Source organism: Altericista sp. CCNU0014, from assembly GCF_044923475.1.
Classification (GTDB): domain Bacteria; phylum Cyanobacteriota; class Cyanobacteriia; order Thermosynechococcales; family Thermosynechococcaceae; genus JAAURS01.
This window is the reverse complement of sequence record NZ_CP137338.1, coordinates 3,772,827-3,790,375: the sequence shown is the minus strand read 5'-3', so window position 1 is coordinate 3,790,375 and position 17,549 is coordinate 3,772,827. Positions and strand designations below refer to the sequence as shown.

Genomic DNA, 17,549 nt, shown 5'->3' with positions numbered 1-17,549 from the left:
AGAAGCGATCGATCCTCCCTAATAGCAGATCGGTCAAGTCTCATGCTGCTGTGGCTTGGCGCGAGGCTTCTAGGCAACCATTTGCACATTATGCTTTTGGGCGATCGCCATCGCGGCCTCTACCGTGAGCGGCTGCTCTCGTTCGGCGCGATCTAACGCTTTCACAAACTGGGCGGCGATCTCCTTGGAAACGCCCACCAGCAGTTTTGCCTGGGGCGATCGCCCCTCCACAGAGATAACTCTCGATTGTGCGTCGAACCCTCTCCCATGGATATTCAAGAAAATTTCGTCAGCCATTTCAGCAGCGTTTTTGTTCTGGGCGTTAGTAACGTCCGCCGATAGGCATCTGCTGCTTTTTTAATGCCATCTGCCTGGGTGGGGTAGGGATGAATCACACCGCTCAGGGTGCTAAGACCGAGTTTCCCGACGATCGCCGTGGTGACTTCTGAAATCATTTCCCCAGCATGGCGCGCCACAATCGTTGCGCCTACGATCCGATCGGAACCCCGTTCGTGATGGATTTTGAAAAACCCTGCGGACTCTCCGTCGGCGATCGCCCGATCGACCTGACTCAGGGGAATTAAAATGGTGTCGATCGCAATTCCGCGATCGTGGGCCTCCGCTTCCGAAAGTCCCACATGGGCAATTTCAGGATCCGTAAACGTCACCCACGGCATCGTGAGATCGCTGAGCTTGGCGCGACCTAACCCAAAGGGCGAAAACAGGGTATTTTTGATGACAATGCGGGCCGCCGCATCCGCTGCATGGGTGAACTTCCAGTTCATGCAAATATCGCCCGCTGCATAGATCTTAGGGTTAGAGGTTTGCAGATAGTCGTTCACTTTAATTCCTGTTTTAGAATCGAAATCTACTCCCACAGTCTCTAAGTTCAGTCCTTCCACATTGGGCGCTCTGCCTGCACCCGCTAGAATTTCATCGACGGCGATCGACTCCAGCTTGCCCTCGACCTGGAAGTAAAGAACCTTTCCGGCATCGGTCTTTTCGACCCGCTGCATTTGTGCGCCCAGTACGAGCTGAATCCCTTCGCGAATGAAGGTTTTTTGCACGATCTCGGCAGCATCGGCATCCTCTTTATTGAGCAAATGGTTGCCGCGATGAAACAATATCACCTCGCATCCTAAGCGCCGAAATGCCTGAGCCAGCTCGCAGCCGATGGGGCCTCCGCCAATGACTGCTAAGCGATTAGGACGTTCGGTTAAAGAAAAAACCGTTTCATTGGTTAAAAATCCGACGTCTTCAATACCTGGGAGGTTGGGTCGTACCGCTCTCGCACCCGTGGCAATGACGGCCTTTTTGAACCGCAGGGTCTGACCGCCCACTTCAATCGTGGAACTGCCGCTAAAGCGTCCATTGCCTAAAAACACGTCAACGCCCAACGTTTGGAATCGGGTGGCGGAGTCGTGGTGGCTAATCCCCGCCCTCACCTGTCGCATCCGCGCCATCACGGCGGGGAAATCTATCGCGATCGCCTCAGGTACCTCAATCCCTAGTGATTTGGCTTCCCAGAGTTCCCCTACGACGCGCGACGACCGGATAACGCACTTGGAAGGAACGCAGCCGACATTGAGACAATCCCCGCCCATCAGGTGTTTCTCGATTAGCGCCACCTTTAACCCTAGCCCTAGCCCCGCCGCTCCGGCGGCGACCACTAATCCCGCAGTGCCCGCCCCAATCACGACTAGATCGTAGGTTGCTGCGGGCGTGGGATTGACCCAATCGTTGGGATGTACGGCGGCCACCAGGGTCTGGTTGTATTCATCCATCGGCAAAATGCGGACGGGTTCGACGGTTGAATTAGACATGTATTTCTCCTTCAGAGTCTGGAACGGCGTCTGCTAAAGCTTTACGGGCAACGCGAGTGACATAAACCGTGACCGCAACAGTGGCGATGAATCCAATGATGCGGATGGCCCACTGCACGCCTGGATTAGTCGGTTGTGCGCCTGTCCCCAGGGTAGCAATGCTGCCTGCTAAAGAGCCGATATAAACGTACATAATGGTGCCCGGTATCATGCCAATGGAGGCAAGCACGTAGTCTTTGAGGGAGACGCCTGTGACGCCGTAGGCATAGTTCAGCAGGTTAAAGGGAAAGATGGGGGAAAGACGGGTCAGCAATACAATTTTGAATCCTTCCCGACCGACGGCTTCGTCGATGGCGCGGAATTTACGATTCCCCGCAATTTTTTGAGAAACCCAGCCTCGCGCTAAATAGCGCCCCACTAAAAAGGCGGCAGTAGCGCCCAAGGTAGCGCCGATAAAGACATACAGCGACCCTAGTCCAACGCCAAAGATAACGCCAGCACCTAACGTCAGAATTGAACCAGGAAAAAAGGCGACCGTAGCAAGCAGATAGAGGGCAATAAAGGCGATCGCCCCCACAGCACCCAGTCCATTCACCCATTCCAGGGCGTTACGGAGGAGTTCTTGCGGGTTAAATCCGGTAGCGGCTTGCGGAACGGCGGCTTGGGCGATCGCTGGGGAGTCGGTCAACATGGACACAAGGCCAAAGCTCAGTACGATCCAGGCCAGAAAGGGCAAGATCCGGCGATGGTGATGAATCGCGAATGGGTGTTTGTAGGGCATGGCGTTGTAGGGCTGACGACGGGAATTAAGGGGGGCGACGTTTCAGTTGTATGGTTACGTGCTTTGCAGAAGCATGAGTTTAACCCTACTGCGCCAATATGAATGACAGATGAAAGCGGGTAGAGTTTTTCTGAAGATCGCGATGGATGTTTTGCCTCAAGTTATAGCAATTAAGTAAGGATCGTGGATTAAATAAAACCCAGCGATTGAAATCGCGGCTACAAGAACAAAACCCGCCGACGCGGGTTGAAATCCACTCCTAGCCAGCTACTTCTGGAGCGGACTCCCCTGCGGCGGAACCGCAGCCACGCGCTGATTTAAGGCTTTTTTAGCAACTCGATTGATATAGAGGGTGACTGCAACCGTTGCTGCCAGTCCAATCAGCCGCATTCCCCATTGCGCTATCTGAATCCCTAACGGCATGGATGCGCCGGAGAATTCGGTCATGCTTAACTCGTTGGCAAGAGAACCCATGTAGGTATACAAAACCGTGCCGGGCAAGATGCCTAAAGATCCTAGAACGTAATTCCTGAGGGAAATTTGAGTGACGCCAAAGGCGTAGTTGGTGAGGTTAAAGGGAAACAGCGGCGATAGTCGCGTCAGCAACACGATCTTCCAACCCTCGTGAGCCACAGACTGAGCGATCGCATAAAACCGCACGTTATGCTCGACCTTGCGCCACACCCACTGATGGGCTAGATGACGCCCCATCAAAAAGGCAAGAGTTGCCCCAATAATGGCGGCAATTAAAACATAGAGCGACCCCCACCCTAGTCCAAATACAAACCCTGCCTTGATGGCGAGTAAAGAAGCGGGCACGCAAAGGAGGGTGGCGAGATTAAAAAAGAAGATGAACATGAGGGGATCCGAGAACCCTACCTCTATGAGCCAAAGCCAGCCAGCGTGCAGCGTCCCCTGAAGGTTGAAGGCGTAGAGGGCGATCGCCGCCGCAGCGGCCAGCCCCAGCAGCAGCCAAAACCTGAGTTTAAGAAGGGAACGCAAGGGATGCATGAGCGCCATGAGACCTGTTGAGGGGGAGAACCTGTTCGCGGTAGACCGATGGGAAGCAAAGGACTTGGATACTACTTCTCTTGCTAGGTTAGCGCCCCGCCGCAGCTAGAGCCGCAGCCTGCGGTGCAGCCATAGCAATAGGGAGCGGTCTGGATCTCGTCGATGACATCTAAAGTGCCTGCGGCCAGAAGTTTGGCGACGGTTAACGGCTCTCCATCTGCCATTCTGGCGGGAATTTCAGCCATCTGGTTAAAGTCGCAGTCGTAAACATAGCCTCGATAGTCCACCGATAGCTCGTTGCGGCACATGAGTCCTGCCACGGTGCGGGGATTGAAATGGTCGGCTAAGAACTGGACGTAGGGTTGGTAAAGCTGTTGGCGTTCCAAATATTGTCCTGTCCGGCCCACAGGCAGGTTTGTAATGGTCAATAAATGGCTGAAGGAAATACCGAAGTGTTTTTGTAGAAATACGCGGTAATCCTGCTCCAATTGGTTTTGGTCGGGGGTGAGAGAAAACGGGCGGACTCCTGGTGCGGAGCTATCGCGGGTGGGGATGGGCGGGTTGTAGACCAAATCCAACTTTAGGTTTGGATCTTGTCCGTAGCCCAAGCGGTTCAGCCATTGCAGCGCCCGAATCGAGGCATCATACACGCCGTGGCCGCGCATTTTATCGACGTTATCGGCTAAGTAACAGGGCAAGGAGGCGACGATATGCACTTGGTGCTGGGCGCAATAGTTTGGAATATCTCCAAACCCCTCTTCAAAGTAAATGGTGAGATTGGAGCGCACCATGACCTGTTTGCCTGCCAGACGCGCTGCCTCCACAATCGGCTTAAAGCCGTAGAGCATCTCTGGCGCACCGCCCGTGAGATCTACGGTTTCGATCTGCGGGAATTGACGGATTAAGGCGATTAAGCGATCGCAGACTTCTGCCGATAGTTCTTCTGTCCGGTTTGGCCCTGCTTCGACGTGGCAGTGGGTACAGGCAAGGTTACAGCGCTTACCCAGGTTAATTTGCAGGACGCTTATGGGTGCCTTCTTGAGCGGAGCTTCGAGCCGTTCTGAGAAGGGCGTAACAACCGTATTTTCTGGCAAATTGATAGCGATAGTTTGCGATTTATGCATAGTAATCCTAACAGCAACCTCCGCCCGTATAGTGCCAAGTCGAAGGAGTGACGAGGATATCCTCAGGGCGTTTGGCGGCAAGTTTTGCTGCCGTTTTATTGCAGACTGCGGCGGGTAAACCTCGGTGTAAAACATGTCCGGCATTGTCGTCGTACAGTGCTTCTGCGCCCGTGTAGATGGCCGTTTTTCCGGTAAAAATGCAGGCTCCGTCTTCGGGAATGGGCACTTTATAGGAAACGGAATCTAGGCTTTCCAGGAGGAGGGGCGTTTCGATTTCATAGTTATGGCAATCTAGAAGGCGATAAGGCCGTCGCGCCCGAATTTCAACCTGCCCGAACCCCGCATCCACGATAAATTCCGTGTATTCGGCGTAGGTCATCGCCCCCGATAGACACATCGCCCGCAGCCGCTCGTCCCGCTGGAGATGGACGGGGATGGGGGTATTGGCAATGGGGTCGCTCATGAGCAACCGCCCCCTTGGTTTGAGGACGCGGTAGGTTTCTTGTAACGCTCTCCGTAGGTCTGCGGCCTCAAAAATATTGAACAGGCAGTTTTGAGCCACCACATCCACCGAAGCATCGGGGACGGGCAACGAAAAGGCATCCCCTTCTAGAATCTGGACAAAGGCGGGATCGAACCAATCGTTTTGCTCTGCGGCTAGGGCTAAATTCTGCTGCGCGGCGAAGCGCATTTCTGGCACTGGATCGACGGCAATGACGGTACCGGGCTTGCGTCCGAAATAGGCAAACTGGAGTGCTTCTAGACCGCCGCCCACGCCAATGTACAATACCGTTGGGTTGCCGAATAACTCTGCGGCATGGACTGTAGAGCCGCAGCCGTAGTTCATCTGCTGCATGATGTCCGGTACGTTTAGCCCTGGCAACTGGATCGGCGGCGCGGTGACGCAGCACAGACCCACTTGAGGCGTTTCGGCGGCATCGGCGTAAAATTGCGCGGTGGTTTCGAGGTAACTCATGCAGGCGGTTTCCGTAAAAATAGAAGGTTAAATCGTGGGCGGTTTGCAGAACCGTTGGGGTTCTGCCTGTGCGGCTTTCGCGGCTGTCCACCTTATTGGCGATTGAGCGACCAATCGTAGTTTAGGTAGCTCAGCTTGTACTGGCCCTGGGCGAGATAGTCTCGATCTGGGGCGCTGACATAGCGGCTAATGAAATTGAGGGTGGCGCGTTGTTTGGCATTGCCTGCAAATTTGCCTTCTACACTGTATTGCTTTTGCCAATCGTCGCCAAACCAGTCAAAGATGGCTGAGATCTTGACTTTGTTTTGGGTGCGATCGATTTGCAATCCGGTTGAAGATAACCACTGCCGCACGCGATCGTCCAGTTGAGCGTTGAGTTTTGCGCCTGTGTAGGGTTCTGGAAGCAGGGGCGGGCAACTCATGGCGGCACAGACTAGGGCGGCATGGATGCGCGGCTCGTCGAACTGCTTTCGGAGGATTTGATGCTCGATGTTGTCTAAGGTTTTAGCTTCGCCGAGGAGGGTATGTTTGTTTGAGTTCCAGACGCCCCAAATATCTTTGATGCTCTTTTTGAGCGGCTTCTGGTCGATGATGGATTCTAAGGTAATGGCGTTATAGGCGTTGATGAGGAAGGCGATTTTATCGGGTTCGCTCCAGGCGGCATAGGTGCTGGGAGAAACTGCCCCAAGGTTTGCGATGAAGGTTTTTAAGGGCTGGGGATTGACCTGGAGGGCTGGGTAATCAACTAAGCCCTTGGCGTTGACGTAGGTTTTCAACACAGTCCCGTAGGTGTCATAGGACAGCGGTTGAGCCGATGCGGTTGCTGCTGATGGGTTGACGCTTTGGGCCAAGGGCGGGGTGTTGGTGCAGCTGGTGAGAAGGGCGATCGCAGCCATGAGGACAAAGGATCGGGTTTTGAGCATGGCTAACCGCTGAGTTTGTGGGTCTTTATCTGTTATGGAGCATATTGTTGAAAAAAATCTGACTCTGACCTAAGTTTTTGATGAGGATTTGCTGAGTATGTCTCTACCCCCCACGATCGATCCGAATATCTTGATATTTTGACTAATGGAAACCTTATTCTAGGGCGATCGCTGCGACTGAAGAAAGCTATACCCATGTTCAAATCGTGGAATCATCCGACAGTTCAATTGCTGGAGTTCATCAACATAATAAATATTCACGCAGCGGCCTCATGCTCGATTTTGCCTCCGGCTAAGGCAGCATGGAGTCCTAAGTCAATTACCCAATGCTGAGACTCATCAAGGTCTTCATGGGGGTTCTCGGAGTAAATAATCTCTCTAAGCCAAGATTCAACGATGAGTTCAAGGCTTTGGCTGCTGATTTTTTCAGCCGTTACCCCAGCTCGTTCGAGGTAAGGCTGAAGAATGGGACGTGCATCTGTGGTGTAAGTAGGCTCACTCCGATCTAATTGCGCGTCAGCACCAGTCCATAGATAAAATTGGTCTGGAAAGACCATCAGGAAGTAGGGCGCTTTTGGGAAGGTGCCATGGGCAAGAATATTGCTTCGGAGGCTTGCGGCCCATTGGGGCGATGCACCGATTTTGCGCTTGACCTCCACCACTAGGGCAAGCTGACCCGCGCGGTTGTCTACTGATAAGTCCCAACGAGAACCGAGGCTAGCAACCATGATAGGCTCCTTATAGAAACTATCTACTTTGTTAAGTCTGATGCAAAACACTGGCGTTTGACCAAATCATTAATTAGGCTGATCTAATTTTAGACGCAAATGCCATTGTCATAAGTATTATCAGCTCCTAAAAATCATTATTAAATCTTCACTAAACATTACGCTATTTGGGCTTTTTAAGTTTTTCTTGATTCAAATTCTGCCTTGACCAAGAGATTATATTAGTCTTTTCAAGAGCAAACTCTGTGGGCATAGGATCTCCCTTCTGAAGATTACATTTTGGAAATCTAAGGTAGTAGTTTTTCCCTATAGAAGACAGAATACATACTCTCTCGACTTTGTAAGTTCTGTCTTTCTCTGAACAGGATTTTGCTATCTTAATGTTCATACTTTCAATCGCTTGGCATCCTGTACGATTTACAACTATGGAAGCATTATCTATATTTCCCCATCCATAAATATTCATGATTTTTCCAGGTATAATTAGCATCTTGTCCAGAGATACAATTAGAAATACTAGAATCATAGAACCAATGCCAAAATCAAGTAAAAATGAAAATTGTTTTTTAGGATATCTACAAACCACGATCAAGTTTGTTGTCAAGAAAGAAATAAGTGTTGCAAATACTATGGATAGCAGCTCACTTTGGGGCGAAAAATAATTTGATCCATCTGTAGATCGGCTAAAGAAGTAAGTAATTATAGACCAACAAATTAAGGACAAAGAAAAACTAACTATTGAATATAAAAACAACCTTATAACTATCCAGCTTGATTGAAATATACTTACCTTTCTTTCAAATCCACTACTGATCTTGAAATAATTCTTGTGAATCACTAAGATCATAAAAATAAACATAAAAATATATAGACTCAAGGAAACATAAGCTATTTCTTTTGTTGTCAAATCAAATCTAATTTCTTTTGTCAAATTTATTGTTTTTATGACTGCATTTTTTAGCATGAAAAACGCATACAGATTAAAGAATAGAAATCCAGCAAAAAATGTATACGCATAAATTATGAATATTTTAAAATTATTAAAATTATAGTTGTTTTTGCTGAATTTATAATCCTTGTCTAAAACATAGTTTTTGTTTTCCGACTTGATCTTTTCTCTCGGTATTTCTTTTAGAATCATGATTCTATTGTCTGAAAACAAAGGATATATGGAAACATCTAAATTCAAAATGCTTGTCCACATAAATCCTGGATAAAGTAATAAAAGAGCTAATGCCAAAAACAAAAAAAGCCCTAGAGGTGTTGTTGCTACAATAAAAAATAGCAGTGACTGAGAATCAAGCTCTGGAAAATATTTGATATGGACAAAATAAATTAAAAATATTAGCCCTCCCAAAAAACTGGACATGATTCCTAAATTTATCCATGATGGCTCTAATAATTTTAGCCATCCAGAAATTTGTAATATTTCGATCTTGATTGAATCTTGATTTGTATTTTCAAAGAACTTCGTGTTGGTTTTTGTGCTTATGATGCTTTTCTGATCTCGCAAGGGACGTTGAGCTTTAGAGAGATCAAGCATTTGGGTCATATCATCCCCAGTATCAAATTTTTGGTCAAATTCCTGAGCTTTCATAAAATTCAACCTCTTGTATACGAGATCTACGAACAGATATGATTCGAATATTTTGATTACGGTAGGTGATAACTCCTGACCAATGCTTGTCATCTATTTTAGCAATAACTAGAAATCTCGGCTCATCTTGGACTTTAGCAGGAATTTCTATCAAATTATGATCACTCCAAAGTCTTTGAGCTTCAACAAAATCAATTCCGTGCTTGATGAGGTTGGATTGGCTTTTGCTATTGTCATATTCAAAATGAATCATAAACTAAAGAAAATAAAGCTTGGGTAGAATCATTTTCTTTTTGAGACGATTTAGATCTGTCTATTTGCATATATTGAAAAATAATTTTGACAGTTCTCAGCATTAGCTGCAAATAATTATAGTGTATGTTAGATGATACTCACTGCGATTTCGACCTTATTTACAGCAGAATTGCTTAAAAATGACGTGAGGGGCAATGAAGTATGTGACCACCATTTCTGTCTTTAGGAGAAAGATCGTTCTTTTTTTTTGGATGAGTGTATTTTTGGGTTTGAAATTTGGTGCAATCGTCTTTCATATCTTTGGGAGACTGCGATCGCCAAGGCGCATTTGGGAGCAAAACCCATCGATTTTTCTAGAAGACATAGCGCTGTTGCCCCTTGCAATCTTAGCTGCCACTCAATCCCCAGAGCAGCTCTTGAATCAAGTCGCTCAACGGGTCAGTACAATAGAGTCAACCCAGCAGCACCGCGAAGCGTCTGCTTACGTACAGCTACTGGCAGGGCTGCGGTTCAACAAAACTTTGATCCGTCAAGTATTTCGGGAGGACATTATGCGCGAATCCGTGATTTATCAGGAAATTCAACAAGAAGGCGAAGAACGCGGAATCCTTAAAGGAGAGCAAACGGTCATTCTTCGTCAACTTGCGCGACGCGTTGGCGACGTTTCGCCCGAACTGCAATCTCAGATTCAATCGTTGACCCTCTATCAGCTTGAAGCGCTTGCCGATGCCTTGCTGGATTTTTCAACCCTTGCCGATTTGAGAACCTGGTTACAAACAAACGAAGCCTAGAAAGGCTACTGGAAAGTATGCTTTTTGGGGCAATGTTGAAATGAGAAGTCACCACTTTCGCTACTCCAGCGAGTTATGTACTTACACTGTTTCATGCAGTCCAAAATACAGCGATCGCCTAGTTCTGTCAGCCGGGACTTAAGGCGATCGCTTTGCGAATGAACTGAAAGATGGCGATCGCGTCTGTTTTTGGAGTTGGCCTATATCGACAACACTGGCGAGCCATTTCCAACATCGCTTCTATAGAGCACTCATCCCGTAAAAAAGCCGATGTTGATATGACATCAACATCGGCTTTTCGATCGATTGAAAGCAACTACTTCAGCGCTTCCGCACCACCCACAACTTCGAGCAGCTCTTGAGTAATTGCGGCTTGACGTGCCTTGTTATAAGACAGCGTCAGTGCTGAAATCAAAGAGCTAGCGTTGTCGCTGGCATTATTCATTGCCGTCATCCGGGCTGCGAGTTCGCTAGCCGTGGCTTCTTGCAACGCGCGGAGGAGTTGGTTGTTCAGGTACAGCGGGAGCAACGCATCCAAAATATCTACAGGGTTTTGCTCAAAAATCATGTCTTGAGGCAAGTCTTGTAGCTTTTCAGCAGGAGCCTTTTCGCGTTCCACCTTAAACTGTCCGCCCCGCGTCGTAAGACGAAAAATTTCGTCATCGGGGGTTTCTAGACCTTGCGGGTCTAAAGGCAACAGCGTTTGAATCACAGGACGGGAATTCACCAGCGACACAAAGCGCGTGTAAATTAGCTCCACCCGATCCACCGTTTCCGAGAGAAATAGCGACAATAGCTCGTCGCTAATTTTAGCCGCCTCGGCTGCCGTAGGGACTTGCTCTAGTCCCACGTAGGTTTCGGAAATCGGCTGTTCCCGACGCTGAAAATACTGCGTTGCTTTTCGTCCTACCAAGACGAGCGTATATTCAATTCCCTCTTTCTTGAGATCTTGAATGCGCTCTTCGGCGCGGCGGATGATGCTGGAATTATAGCCGCCGCACAAACCGCGATCGCCCGTAATCACCAGCAGCGCTACCTTTTTGACCTGGCGCTGTTTGAGCAGCGGCAGATCGGCTTCTTCAAACTTCAAGCGCGTTTGAAGTCCGAACAACACTTGGGCTAAACGATCTGCAAAGGGTCGCGTTGCAATAACCTGCTCCTGGGCGCGACGCACCTTAGCAGCAGCCACGAGACGCATTGCTTCAGTGATTTTTTTAGTATTTTTCACCGACTGAATGCGATCGCGGATGAATTTTAGATTGGCCATCGTAAATCCCCTATGCGGCTGCGGTGAAGGTCTTGGTGTACTCGGCAATAGCGGTCTTCAGGATCCCCTCAGCCTCAGGCGTGAGCGCCTTGGCTGCCCGTACGGTTTCGCCATACTTGGGCTGACTGTTATGCAAGTAGCTTCGCAGTCCGGCGACAAAGGCCGTCACCTTCTCCACATCGATCTCATCTAAGTAACCGTTGGTGCCTGCGTAGATCACGGCCACCTGTTCTTCAACGGGAATGGGGGAGTATTGAGGCTGCTTCAACAGTTCCCGCAGGCGAGCGCCCCGCGCCAGTTGGTTTTGGGTCGCTTTATCCAAGTCCGATGCAAACTGAGCAAACGCTTCGAGTTCGGCAAACTGAGCCAAGTCCAGTTTCAGTTTCCCTGCCACCTGCTTCATGGCCTTGATCTGCGCCGCAGATCCGACCCGAGAAACCGAAATCCCTGCGTTAATGGCAGGACGGAGGCCGGAGTTGAATAGGTCGGAAGAGAGGAAGATTTGACCGTCCGTAATCGAAATCACGTTGGTGGGGATGTAGGCCGAAACGTCACCCGCTTGGGTTTCGACGATGGGAAGCGCGGTCATGCTGCCTTCGCCCAATTCGGGGCTGAGTTTCGCGGCGCGCTCCAGCAAGCGAGAGTGGAGATAGAACACGTCGCCAGGGTATGCTTCGCGACCGGGCGGACGGCGTAGCAGAAGCGACATTTGACGGTAAGCCTGAGCCTGCTTCGACAAATCGTCATAGATGATCAGGGTGTGCTTGCCGGTGTACATGAAGTACTCGGCGATCGACGCGCCCGTGTAGGGAGCGAGGTACTGGAGCGTCGCAGGGTCGTTGGCGTTAGCCGCGACGACAACCGTATAGTCGAGAGCACCGCGCTCGCGCAGCACGTTTGCAATATTGGCTACGGTCGAAGCCTTTTGACCGATCGCCACGTAAACGCAGATCACGTCCTGACCCTTTTGATTCAGGATGGTGTCAATGGCCACGGAGGTCTTTCCGGTTTGACGGTCGCCAATGATCAGTTCCCGCTGACCCCGACCGATGGGCACCATGGAGTCGATGGCGGTAATCCCGGTCTGCATCGGTTCGTAGACGGACTTGCGTTCGATAATGCCAGGGGCGGGAGATTCAATCAGCCGAAATTCTTTGGTGTCGATCGCGCCCTTGCCATCGAGGGGACGCGCCAACGCATCCACCACCCGACCGATCATGGCTTCGCCCACAGGTACCTGAGCGATTTTGCCCGTGGCTTTAACGGTACTGCCTTCTTGCAGTTCGCGACCGTCTCCCATCAGCACCGCGCCCACGTTATCTTCTTCGAGGTTGAGGGCGATGCCGATGGTGCCGTCTTCAAATTCTAGAAGTTCGCCGGACATGGCTCTTTCAAGCCCATAGATCCGGGCGATACCGTCACCGACTTGCAAAACGGTGCCAACGTTCTCGACGTTGACATCTTGGTTGTACTGCTCGATCTGCTGGCGGATAATTGTGCTGATTTCGTCAGGTCTGATACTTACCATGGGCTTGCTCTGAATCTGGGTTCTGGGTTAATCGAATTGAAACGGGCAAATCAAGAAAGTTAAGATTTAGGCCGTCGCGGTTAGCAACGAAATACCAATGCGTCGGAGCTGGCCTTTAATGCTCGCGTCGAGCACTTGAGACCCCACTTTTATGATGACGCCACCGATGAGTTCTGGATCGAGTTTGACCTCAAGCTCGACTTCTGAGGCGTTGGTCAAGGCTTTGACTTTTTGAATGACGGCGTCCCGTTGGCCTTCGTTCAGCTCGAGGGTTGCGGTCACTTCAGCCAACACCGTATTTTTGAGCTGGCGCAGCAGCACGCGGTACTGACGACAGATGTCTTCTAGCAGGAAGATGCGGCGGCGATCGACCAGCAGCAGGAGAAAGTTTAGAAAGTAATCGTGAACCTTTCCTTCTAAAAGCTGCCTGAAAATTTTCTTTTTGGCATCTCCTTTCACAAACGGGTTTGCCAGTACGTCTTTTAATTCGGGCGAAGATTCGACCATCTCTAGAATCGAGCGGGCATCATTCCCGAAGTCGTCGGTCAAGCCCGAATCTCGAGCGAGGGCCATCAGCGCCTCGGCGTAGGGATCCACCATTCCAGCAGTAGCAGTATTCATGCGTCAACTCCCAGTAGGGCAATACTCCGGTCGATCAGCTGGCGCTGAGCGTTTTCATTGTTGGTCAACTGAGCCTGCAGCTCTTGCTCGACCTGCTTGAGAGACAGTTCGACAACGCGCTGGCGCAGTTCGGCGATCGCCCGTTCTTGGCTGGAGTTCGTATCTTGGGAGGCACTGGCCTCAAGACGCTGAATTTCCACAATGGCCTGGGCCAAAATTTCTGCCTGGGTCTTTTTCGCCCCCTCTTGCGCGTCGGCTATAATCCTTTGCGCCTCTGCTTCCGCCTGTGCCACCTTTTGCTCCTGCTCGGACTGGGTTTTAAGGGCGGTCTGCTTGCGCGTCTCAGACTCCTTAATCTCGGCGGCGATCGCAGAACGACGCTCAGACAGAACTTTGCCTAAAAAGCCTCGGCCAAAATAAACCACCACGCCGATCACAATGGCGAGGTTGATTAGATTTGCTTCAAAAATATCGGTATTAATGCCAAAGCCGTGGGCTTCAGCCGTTTCTGAAACTTCAGCCATACCCGATTCGATGGCTAGCCAGTAAAACATCCCCATGTTCTTTTTCCGTAACTGCGGTGCTGGTGATTGTGAGGCGATTCTTAAAGGCGGGGGAGCTGTTGCTTAATGGGCTAACTCGGAACCCAGCAGCTTTTTGAGGATTTGCTGGCTCAAAGACCCAACTTCCCGCTCGAGCTGGCCGAATGCCGTTTGTTTTTCTTGCTCCAGCACCAGTTGAGCGCTCATGGTCTGCTCCTGAAGGCGACGTTGAGCTTCAGCTACCTGCTGGGCGGCCTGCTTTTGAGCCGCTGCCTGCGCGTCCGACAAAATGACTTGGGACTGACGGCGAGAGGAGGATAACTTCTCTGCATAGTCCTGAGCGAGGCGCTTGGCCTTGTCTTGACGCTCGCGGGCTTCGGTATTGTTGCCGTTGACGTATTCTTGGCGCTCGTTAAGTACCTTGGATAGTGGCTTAAAGAACACCACGTTTAAAACGGCAGTGAGCAATAAAAACTGAATTGCCATCATGGGCAAAGTGGCATCAAAATCGAACATGCTTTTCTTTCTCCTATTGCAGTAAGCCTTTTGCCACCAGGAAGCACCTGTCTGGATGCCTCCTGACGACAAAAGGCCGACCTTGATTTACGCAAAAGGATTTGCGAAGAGCAGCACCAAGGCGATGACCAGGCCGTAAATGGTCAGGGATTCCATGAACGCTAGGGTCAATAGCAGCGTTCCTCTAATTTTGCCTTCAGCTTCAGGCTGACGGGCAATCCCTTCTACAGCACTTCCCGATGCATTCCCTTGACCGATACCGGGGCCGATTGCAGCGAGGCCAATAGCAAGGGCAGCAGCAATAACTGAAGCAGCAGCAACTAACGAATCCATGATGCTTTTCCTTTTCGCGAATTCAAGTACGAGGACAGATTAAAAAAATTTGGATTGAAAGGTCAGACGAAAGACTGACGCCGGACCCAGATGGAACGAGTAGGACGGTTTGGATGAGGCCGCTAGATTGGCTCTAGTGCGCCTCGTGCTCCTCTTCGCCGTGGCCTTCGAGCGCCTCATGAATGTAGGCAGCCGCAAGGGTGGCAAACACCAGAGCCTGAATGGCGCTCGTAAATAAACCGAGCAGCATCACGGGCAAGGGCACGAAGAGGGGAACCAACAGCACCAAAACGCCCACGACCAGCTCGTCAGCGAGGATGTTTCCGAAAAGTCGGAAACTGAGCGAAAGCGGCTTGGTGAAATCTTCTAGAATCGCAATTGGCAAAAGAACGGGCGTTGGCTGAACGTACTTCGCAAAGTAGCCCAGTCCTTTCTTTTTGAACCCAGCGTAAAAGTAAGCCAAGGAAACCAGTAACGCCAACGCAACGGTCGTGTTGATGTCGTTGGTGGGCGCAGCGAGTTCGCCTTCCGGCAATTCGATGAGCTTCCATGGCACCAATGCGCCAGACCAATTTGAGACAAAGATAAACAAAAATAACGTTCCGACAAAGGGAACCCAAGGGCGATATTCTTTTTCGCCGATTTGATTTTTGGTCAAATCCCGCACAAATTCCAGCGCGTACTCCATGAGATTCTGAATACCGCTAGGAATTCGCTGAACGCTTCGAGTGGCAGCGAAGGACGCAATGAGCAGCAGACCGATCACGATCCAAGAGGTAATAAATACCTGACCGTGAACTTTGAGGCCGCCCACCTGCCAGTAAAGGTGATGTCCCACTTCCAATTTTGCGATTGGAAGCAGAGAATGAAGGTCGAAAGAATTGAGCAGAAGGCTGCCAAGGTGCATAGGTTGCACAACCTCACTGGAACTTTACGCAAAATGCCTCAAATTACCCGACGTTTGTGAAAGTCGTATAATTTATTGAGACTTGGCCACAATTTTTAGCGTGTAGACTAGGATCGCAGCTTTATAGGTTAAAAACCCCAGAAAAATTGGCAAGACCTCAAGCTGTTCCCATTGGGTTGCAAAAATGATGACCCCAACAAAGACGGCGAGCTGGCTTTTTCCTACTTTCTGTTCTTGCGTTCCAAGTCGTTCAACGTTTCTTGCCAGCAATTTTAAGTAAACCACACCTGTGCACGCCCCAACTAAATAATTTAGGGCGACTTTAAGGGAATAAAACCACCAGATGGGGCCAACAGCGATCGCCATCAAAACAAGGGTGGTCACTAGCAGCTCCTGACGGAGTTGATAGTATTCATCCATTGAGCGATTGGACGACTCGGATTCAGTCGTTACGGCCTCCCCATCGGGAGGCGGCGGTTGAATCGGCGAATTGGCTGGGTTCACAGGCTGGCTGCTTAAGGTGCTAAACGGCAGGCCACGGTTAATAATATCACGCGAGGGTAACAATACTTAATAGGAATTTTACATTTGCGGGTCGCCAGCGGACAGCAGTACGAGTTGCCGCTCTAAGAGCGATCGCACTTCCTCTAGGGTCATGGCATGCTCGCTCGCGAGCTGGGCGACGGAACGACGCGGATCTTGAAGGTTGGCTTCGCAGGCGCTCAGAAAGGCATGTTCGGTTTCGGAAAGATTGATAATTTGATAATCGCTGTTAAAGAGGCAATGACTGGGCCATCCATCGAGGCAGGGGTTGAGTTCGGGGATGGCGGCGAGGAGGGTTTTATCCTCGGACCAGTCGGTGCGAGGAAGGGGCGATCGCCCGAGGAAAAATTCGTAGTGGGTCATGGATTCCGGGTCGAGCAGTTCGATCAGGCGATAGCGTTCCCATTCGTCTAGGCGAGCGGCCTGCTCCACGAGATCGGGGTTGCTGCCCACTAAGCGCTCCAATTGCCAGATTTTGGGGTTGGAGAAGCCTAAAAATTCCAGTCCCGACGCTTGGATGAGTTCCCGCAGGGTCGGAATGGTGTAGTCGATTTCCTGGGGGTGGACGTACATATCCGCGAAGCATTCGTCGCGATGGTTTTCCAGAGACCAGCGTTCGGTTTCGCGTTTCTTGAGGCGGTTTTGGTCGGGCAGTGCGGCAAAGAGCTGGCGACCGACGCTCACGCCGTTGCGGTAGTCGCCGCGCCGATCGCCCTGGAGCAGGGCGATCGCCTCTTGCATCAGACCGATTTCCCAACGCCCCAACGCACCGTAGACAAAAATATGAAAGATGCCGCCGGGAGCCAGCTTTTTGGCGAGCGCCTGAATGCCTCGAATGGGGTCAGCGGTGTGGTGGAGGACGCCCACGCTGTTGATCAAATCGAATTCTCCTGGGAGCTGCGCGACATCAAATAAGCTCAATTGCTCGAACGCGGCCCGGTCGGCTACGCCGGAACGCTGGGCGCGTTCTCGAGCGACGGCTAAAGTGCCCGCGCTCAGGTCGATGGCAACCACTTCTGCTTGAGGGTTGAGGTGCAGCAGGTACTCGGTACTCACGCCAGAGCCGCAACCCGCATCTAAAATGCGAATATTTTGCCGGGCGGGCTTTTGGCCCGTGCAGAAGCTATAGGCCGTATTCCAGTTCCAGCGCCAGTTATAGCCAGGGGGCGGATCGTCTGAGAGCGGATCGGGGGGAAACGGGTAAGTGTCGTAGAGTTTGGCCACGGCGGCGCTGACGTCTTGGGGCGATTGCATACTAAAGAAATCCGTGAAATACAGCCCCC

General features: G+C 50.7%; 20 protein-coding genes. 1 reads left to right on the top strand and 19 read right to left on the bottom strand.

Annotation, left to right across the window (positions count from 1 at the left end; genetic code table 11):
- Positions 1 to 69: 69 nt before the first annotated feature.
- The 10 genes from R6H26_RS18060 to R6H26_RS18015 form a co-directional block, all read right to left on the bottom strand.
- On the bottom strand, positions 70 to 297 hold the full coding sequence (locus R6H26_RS18060; RefSeq protein ID WP_404784332.1) for a hypothetical protein: 228 nt from the start codon (positions 295 to 297) through the stop codon (positions 70 to 72).
- Positions 276 to 1,823, bottom strand: coding sequence for a mercuric reductase (locus tag R6H26_RS18055; protein WP_404784330.1), 1,548 nt, complete (start codon positions 1,821 to 1,823; stop codon positions 276 to 278). Before R6H26_RS18055 ends, R6H26_RS18060 begins: the two co-directional genes overlap by 22 nt.
- Positions 1,816 to 2,604 carry a TVP38/TMEM64 family protein gene (locus R6H26_RS18050; RefSeq protein WP_404784328.1) on the bottom strand — a complete coding sequence of 263 codons (789 nt, stop codon included), beginning with the start codon at positions 2,602 to 2,604 and terminating at the stop codon, positions 1,816 to 1,818. Before R6H26_RS18050 ends, R6H26_RS18055 begins: the two co-directional genes overlap by 8 nt.
- Positions 2,605 to 2,871: 267 nt before the next feature.
- Complete coding sequence (locus R6H26_RS18045; RefSeq protein WP_404784327.1) at positions 2,872 to 3,606, bottom strand: TVP38/TMEM64 family protein; 735 nt, start codon at positions 3,604 to 3,606, stop codon at positions 2,872 to 2,874.
- Positions 3,607 to 3,698: 92 nt separating this feature from the next.
- Entirely contained in the window at positions 3,699 to 4,739 is a 1,041-nt protein-coding gene (gene arsS, locus R6H26_RS18040; RefSeq protein ID WP_404784325.1) for an arsenosugar biosynthesis radical SAM (seleno)protein ArsS, read from the bottom strand.
- A 7-nt stretch (positions 4,740 to 4,746) separates the two neighbouring features.
- Positions 4,747 to 5,715, bottom strand: a complete 969-nt coding sequence (gene arsM / locus R6H26_RS18035; protein ID WP_404784323.1) for an arsenosugar biosynthesis arsenite methyltransferase ArsM — start codon at positions 5,713 to 5,715, stop codon at positions 4,747 to 4,749.
- 92 nt (positions 5,716 to 5,807) lie between these two features.
- Complete coding sequence (locus tag R6H26_RS18030; protein WP_404784322.1) at positions 5,808 to 6,638, bottom strand: DUF547 domain-containing protein; 831 nt, start codon at positions 6,636 to 6,638, stop codon at positions 5,808 to 5,810.
- 257 nt (positions 6,639 to 6,895) lie between these two features.
- Entirely contained in the window at positions 6,896 to 7,366 is a 471-nt protein-coding gene (locus R6H26_RS18025; protein WP_404784320.1) for a hypothetical protein, read from the bottom strand.
- 163 nt (positions 7,367 to 7,529) lie between these two features.
- Complete coding sequence (locus tag R6H26_RS18020; RefSeq protein ID WP_404784318.1) at positions 7,530 to 8,963, bottom strand: hypothetical protein; 1,434 nt, start codon at positions 8,961 to 8,963, stop codon at positions 7,530 to 7,532.
- On the bottom strand, positions 8,944 to 9,216 hold the full coding sequence (locus tag R6H26_RS18015; protein WP_404784316.1) for a BrnT family toxin: 273 nt from the start codon (positions 9,214 to 9,216) through the stop codon (positions 8,944 to 8,946). The genes R6H26_RS18020 and R6H26_RS18015 overlap by 20 nt, the downstream gene beginning before the upstream one ends.
- A 265-nt stretch (positions 9,217 to 9,481) precedes the next feature.
- Here R6H26_RS18015 and R6H26_RS18010 point away from each other — a divergent pair, with 265 nt between their 5' ends.
- On the top strand, positions 9,482 to 10,009 hold the full coding sequence (locus R6H26_RS18010; protein ID WP_404784314.1) for a DUF4351 domain-containing protein: 528 nt from the start codon (positions 9,482 to 9,484) through the stop codon (positions 10,007 to 10,009).
- 316 nt (positions 10,010 to 10,325) lie between these two features.
- Here the strand turns inward: R6H26_RS18010 and R6H26_RS18005 are convergent, their stop codons facing one another.
- The 9 genes from R6H26_RS18005 to R6H26_RS17965 all read right to left on the bottom strand — a co-directional run bounded on the left by R6H26_RS18005 (position 10,326) and on the right by R6H26_RS17965 (position 17,520).
- Entirely contained in the window at positions 10,326 to 11,276 is a 951-nt protein-coding gene (locus R6H26_RS18005; protein WP_404784312.1) for a F0F1 ATP synthase subunit gamma, read from the bottom strand.
- Positions 11,277 to 11,286: 10 nt separating this feature from the next.
- Positions 11,287 to 12,804 carry a F0F1 ATP synthase subunit alpha gene (atpA, locus tag R6H26_RS18000; protein ID WP_404784311.1) on the bottom strand — a complete coding sequence of 506 codons (1,518 nt, stop codon included), beginning with the start codon at positions 12,802 to 12,804 and terminating at the stop codon, positions 11,287 to 11,289.
- A 66-nt stretch (positions 12,805 to 12,870) separates the two neighbouring features.
- A complete protein-coding gene (gene atpH / locus R6H26_RS17995) occupies positions 12,871 to 13,425 on the bottom strand; it encodes an ATP synthase F1 subunit delta (RefSeq protein WP_404784309.1) in 555 nt (184 codons plus the stop codon).
- Positions 13,422 to 13,979: a F0F1 ATP synthase subunit B gene (locus tag R6H26_RS17990; protein WP_404784308.1), complete on the bottom strand. Its 558-nt coding sequence runs from the start codon at positions 13,977 to 13,979 to the stop codon at positions 13,422 to 13,424. The genes atpH and R6H26_RS17990 overlap by 4 nt, the downstream gene beginning before the upstream one ends.
- Positions 13,980 to 14,051: 72 nt before the next feature.
- Complete coding sequence (locus R6H26_RS17985; RefSeq protein ID WP_404784306.1) at positions 14,052 to 14,555, bottom strand: F0F1 ATP synthase subunit B'; 504 nt, start codon at positions 14,553 to 14,555, stop codon at positions 14,052 to 14,054.
- Positions 14,556 to 14,570: 15 nt separating this feature from the next.
- Positions 14,571 to 14,816 (bottom strand): ATP synthase F0 subunit C, encoded by a 246-nt coding sequence (gene atpE, locus R6H26_RS17980; RefSeq protein WP_404784304.1) that lies wholly within the window; start codon positions 14,814 to 14,816, stop codon positions 14,571 to 14,573.
- Between the two features lie 133 nt (positions 14,817 to 14,949).
- Entirely contained in the window at positions 14,950 to 15,723 is a 774-nt protein-coding gene (gene atpB, locus R6H26_RS17975) for a F0F1 ATP synthase subunit A (RefSeq protein ID WP_404784302.1), read from the bottom strand.
- A gap of 72 nt (positions 15,724 to 15,795) precedes the next feature.
- Positions 15,796 to 16,227: an ATP synthase subunit I gene (locus tag R6H26_RS17970; RefSeq protein WP_404784301.1), complete on the bottom strand. Its 432-nt coding sequence runs from the start codon at positions 16,225 to 16,227 to the stop codon at positions 15,796 to 15,798.
- A gap of 78 nt (positions 16,228 to 16,305) precedes the next feature.
- Positions 16,306 to 17,520 (bottom strand): class I SAM-dependent methyltransferase, encoded by a 1,215-nt coding sequence (locus R6H26_RS17965; protein WP_404784299.1) that lies wholly within the window; start codon positions 17,518 to 17,520, stop codon positions 16,306 to 16,308.
- Positions 17,521 to 17,549: the final 29 nt, after the last annotated feature.

Excerpts from the sequence above, each read along its gene's own strand:
- R6H26_RS17965 (WP_404784299.1), bottom strand. The coding sequence starts at position 17,520 with ATGCAATCGCCCCAAGACGTCAGCGCCGCCGTGGCCAAACTCTACGAC.
- atpA (WP_404784311.1), bottom strand. The coding sequence starts at position 12,804 with ATGGTAAGTATCAGACCTGACGAAATCAGCACAATTATCCGCCAGCAG.
- R6H26_RS18050 (WP_404784328.1), bottom strand. The coding sequence starts at position 2,604 with ATGCCCTACAAACACCCATTCGCGATTCATCACCATCGCCGGATCTTG.
- R6H26_RS18055 (WP_404784330.1), bottom strand. The coding sequence starts at position 1,823 with ATGTCTAATTCAACCGTCGAACCCGTCCGCATTTTGCCGATGGATGAA.
- R6H26_RS18005 (WP_404784312.1), bottom strand. The coding sequence starts at position 11,276 with ATGGCCAATCTAAAATTCATCCGCGATCGCATTCAGTCGGTGAAAAAT.
- atpE (WP_404784304.1), bottom strand. The coding sequence starts at position 14,816 with ATGGATTCGTTAGTTGCTGCTGCTTCAGTTATTGCTGCTGCCCTTGCT.
- arsS (WP_404784325.1), bottom strand. The coding sequence starts at position 4,739 with ATGCATAAATCGCAAACTATCGCTATCAATTTGCCAGAAAATACGGTT.
- R6H26_RS18015 (WP_404784316.1), bottom strand. The coding sequence starts at position 9,216 with ATGATTCATTTTGAATATGACAATAGCAAAAGCCAATCCAACCTCATC.
- arsM (WP_404784323.1), bottom strand. The coding sequence starts at position 5,715 with ATGAGTTACCTCGAAACCACCGCGCAATTTTACGCCGATGCCGCCGAA.
- R6H26_RS18025 (WP_404784320.1), bottom strand. The coding sequence starts at position 7,366 with ATGGTTGCTAGCCTCGGTTCTCGTTGGGACTTATCAGTAGACAACCGC.
- R6H26_RS18020 (WP_404784318.1), bottom strand. The coding sequence starts at position 8,963 with ATGAAAGCTCAGGAATTTGACCAAAAATTTGATACTGGGGATGATATG.
- atpB (WP_404784302.1), bottom strand. The coding sequence starts at position 15,723 with ATGCACCTTGGCAGCCTTCTGCTCAATTCTTTCGACCTTCATTCTCTG.
- R6H26_RS18060 (WP_404784332.1), bottom strand. The coding sequence starts at position 297 with ATGGCTGACGAAATTTTCTTGAATATCCATGGGAGAGGGTTCGACGCA.
- R6H26_RS17990 (WP_404784308.1), bottom strand. The coding sequence starts at position 13,979 with ATGTTTTACTGGCTAGCCATCGAATCGGGTATGGCTGAAGTTTCAGAA.
- atpH (WP_404784309.1), bottom strand. The coding sequence starts at position 13,425 with ATGAATACTGCTACTGCTGGAATGGTGGATCCCTACGCCGAGGCGCTG.
- R6H26_RS18030 (WP_404784322.1), bottom strand. The coding sequence starts at position 6,638 with ATGCTCAAAACCCGATCCTTTGTCCTCATGGCTGCGATCGCCCTTCTC.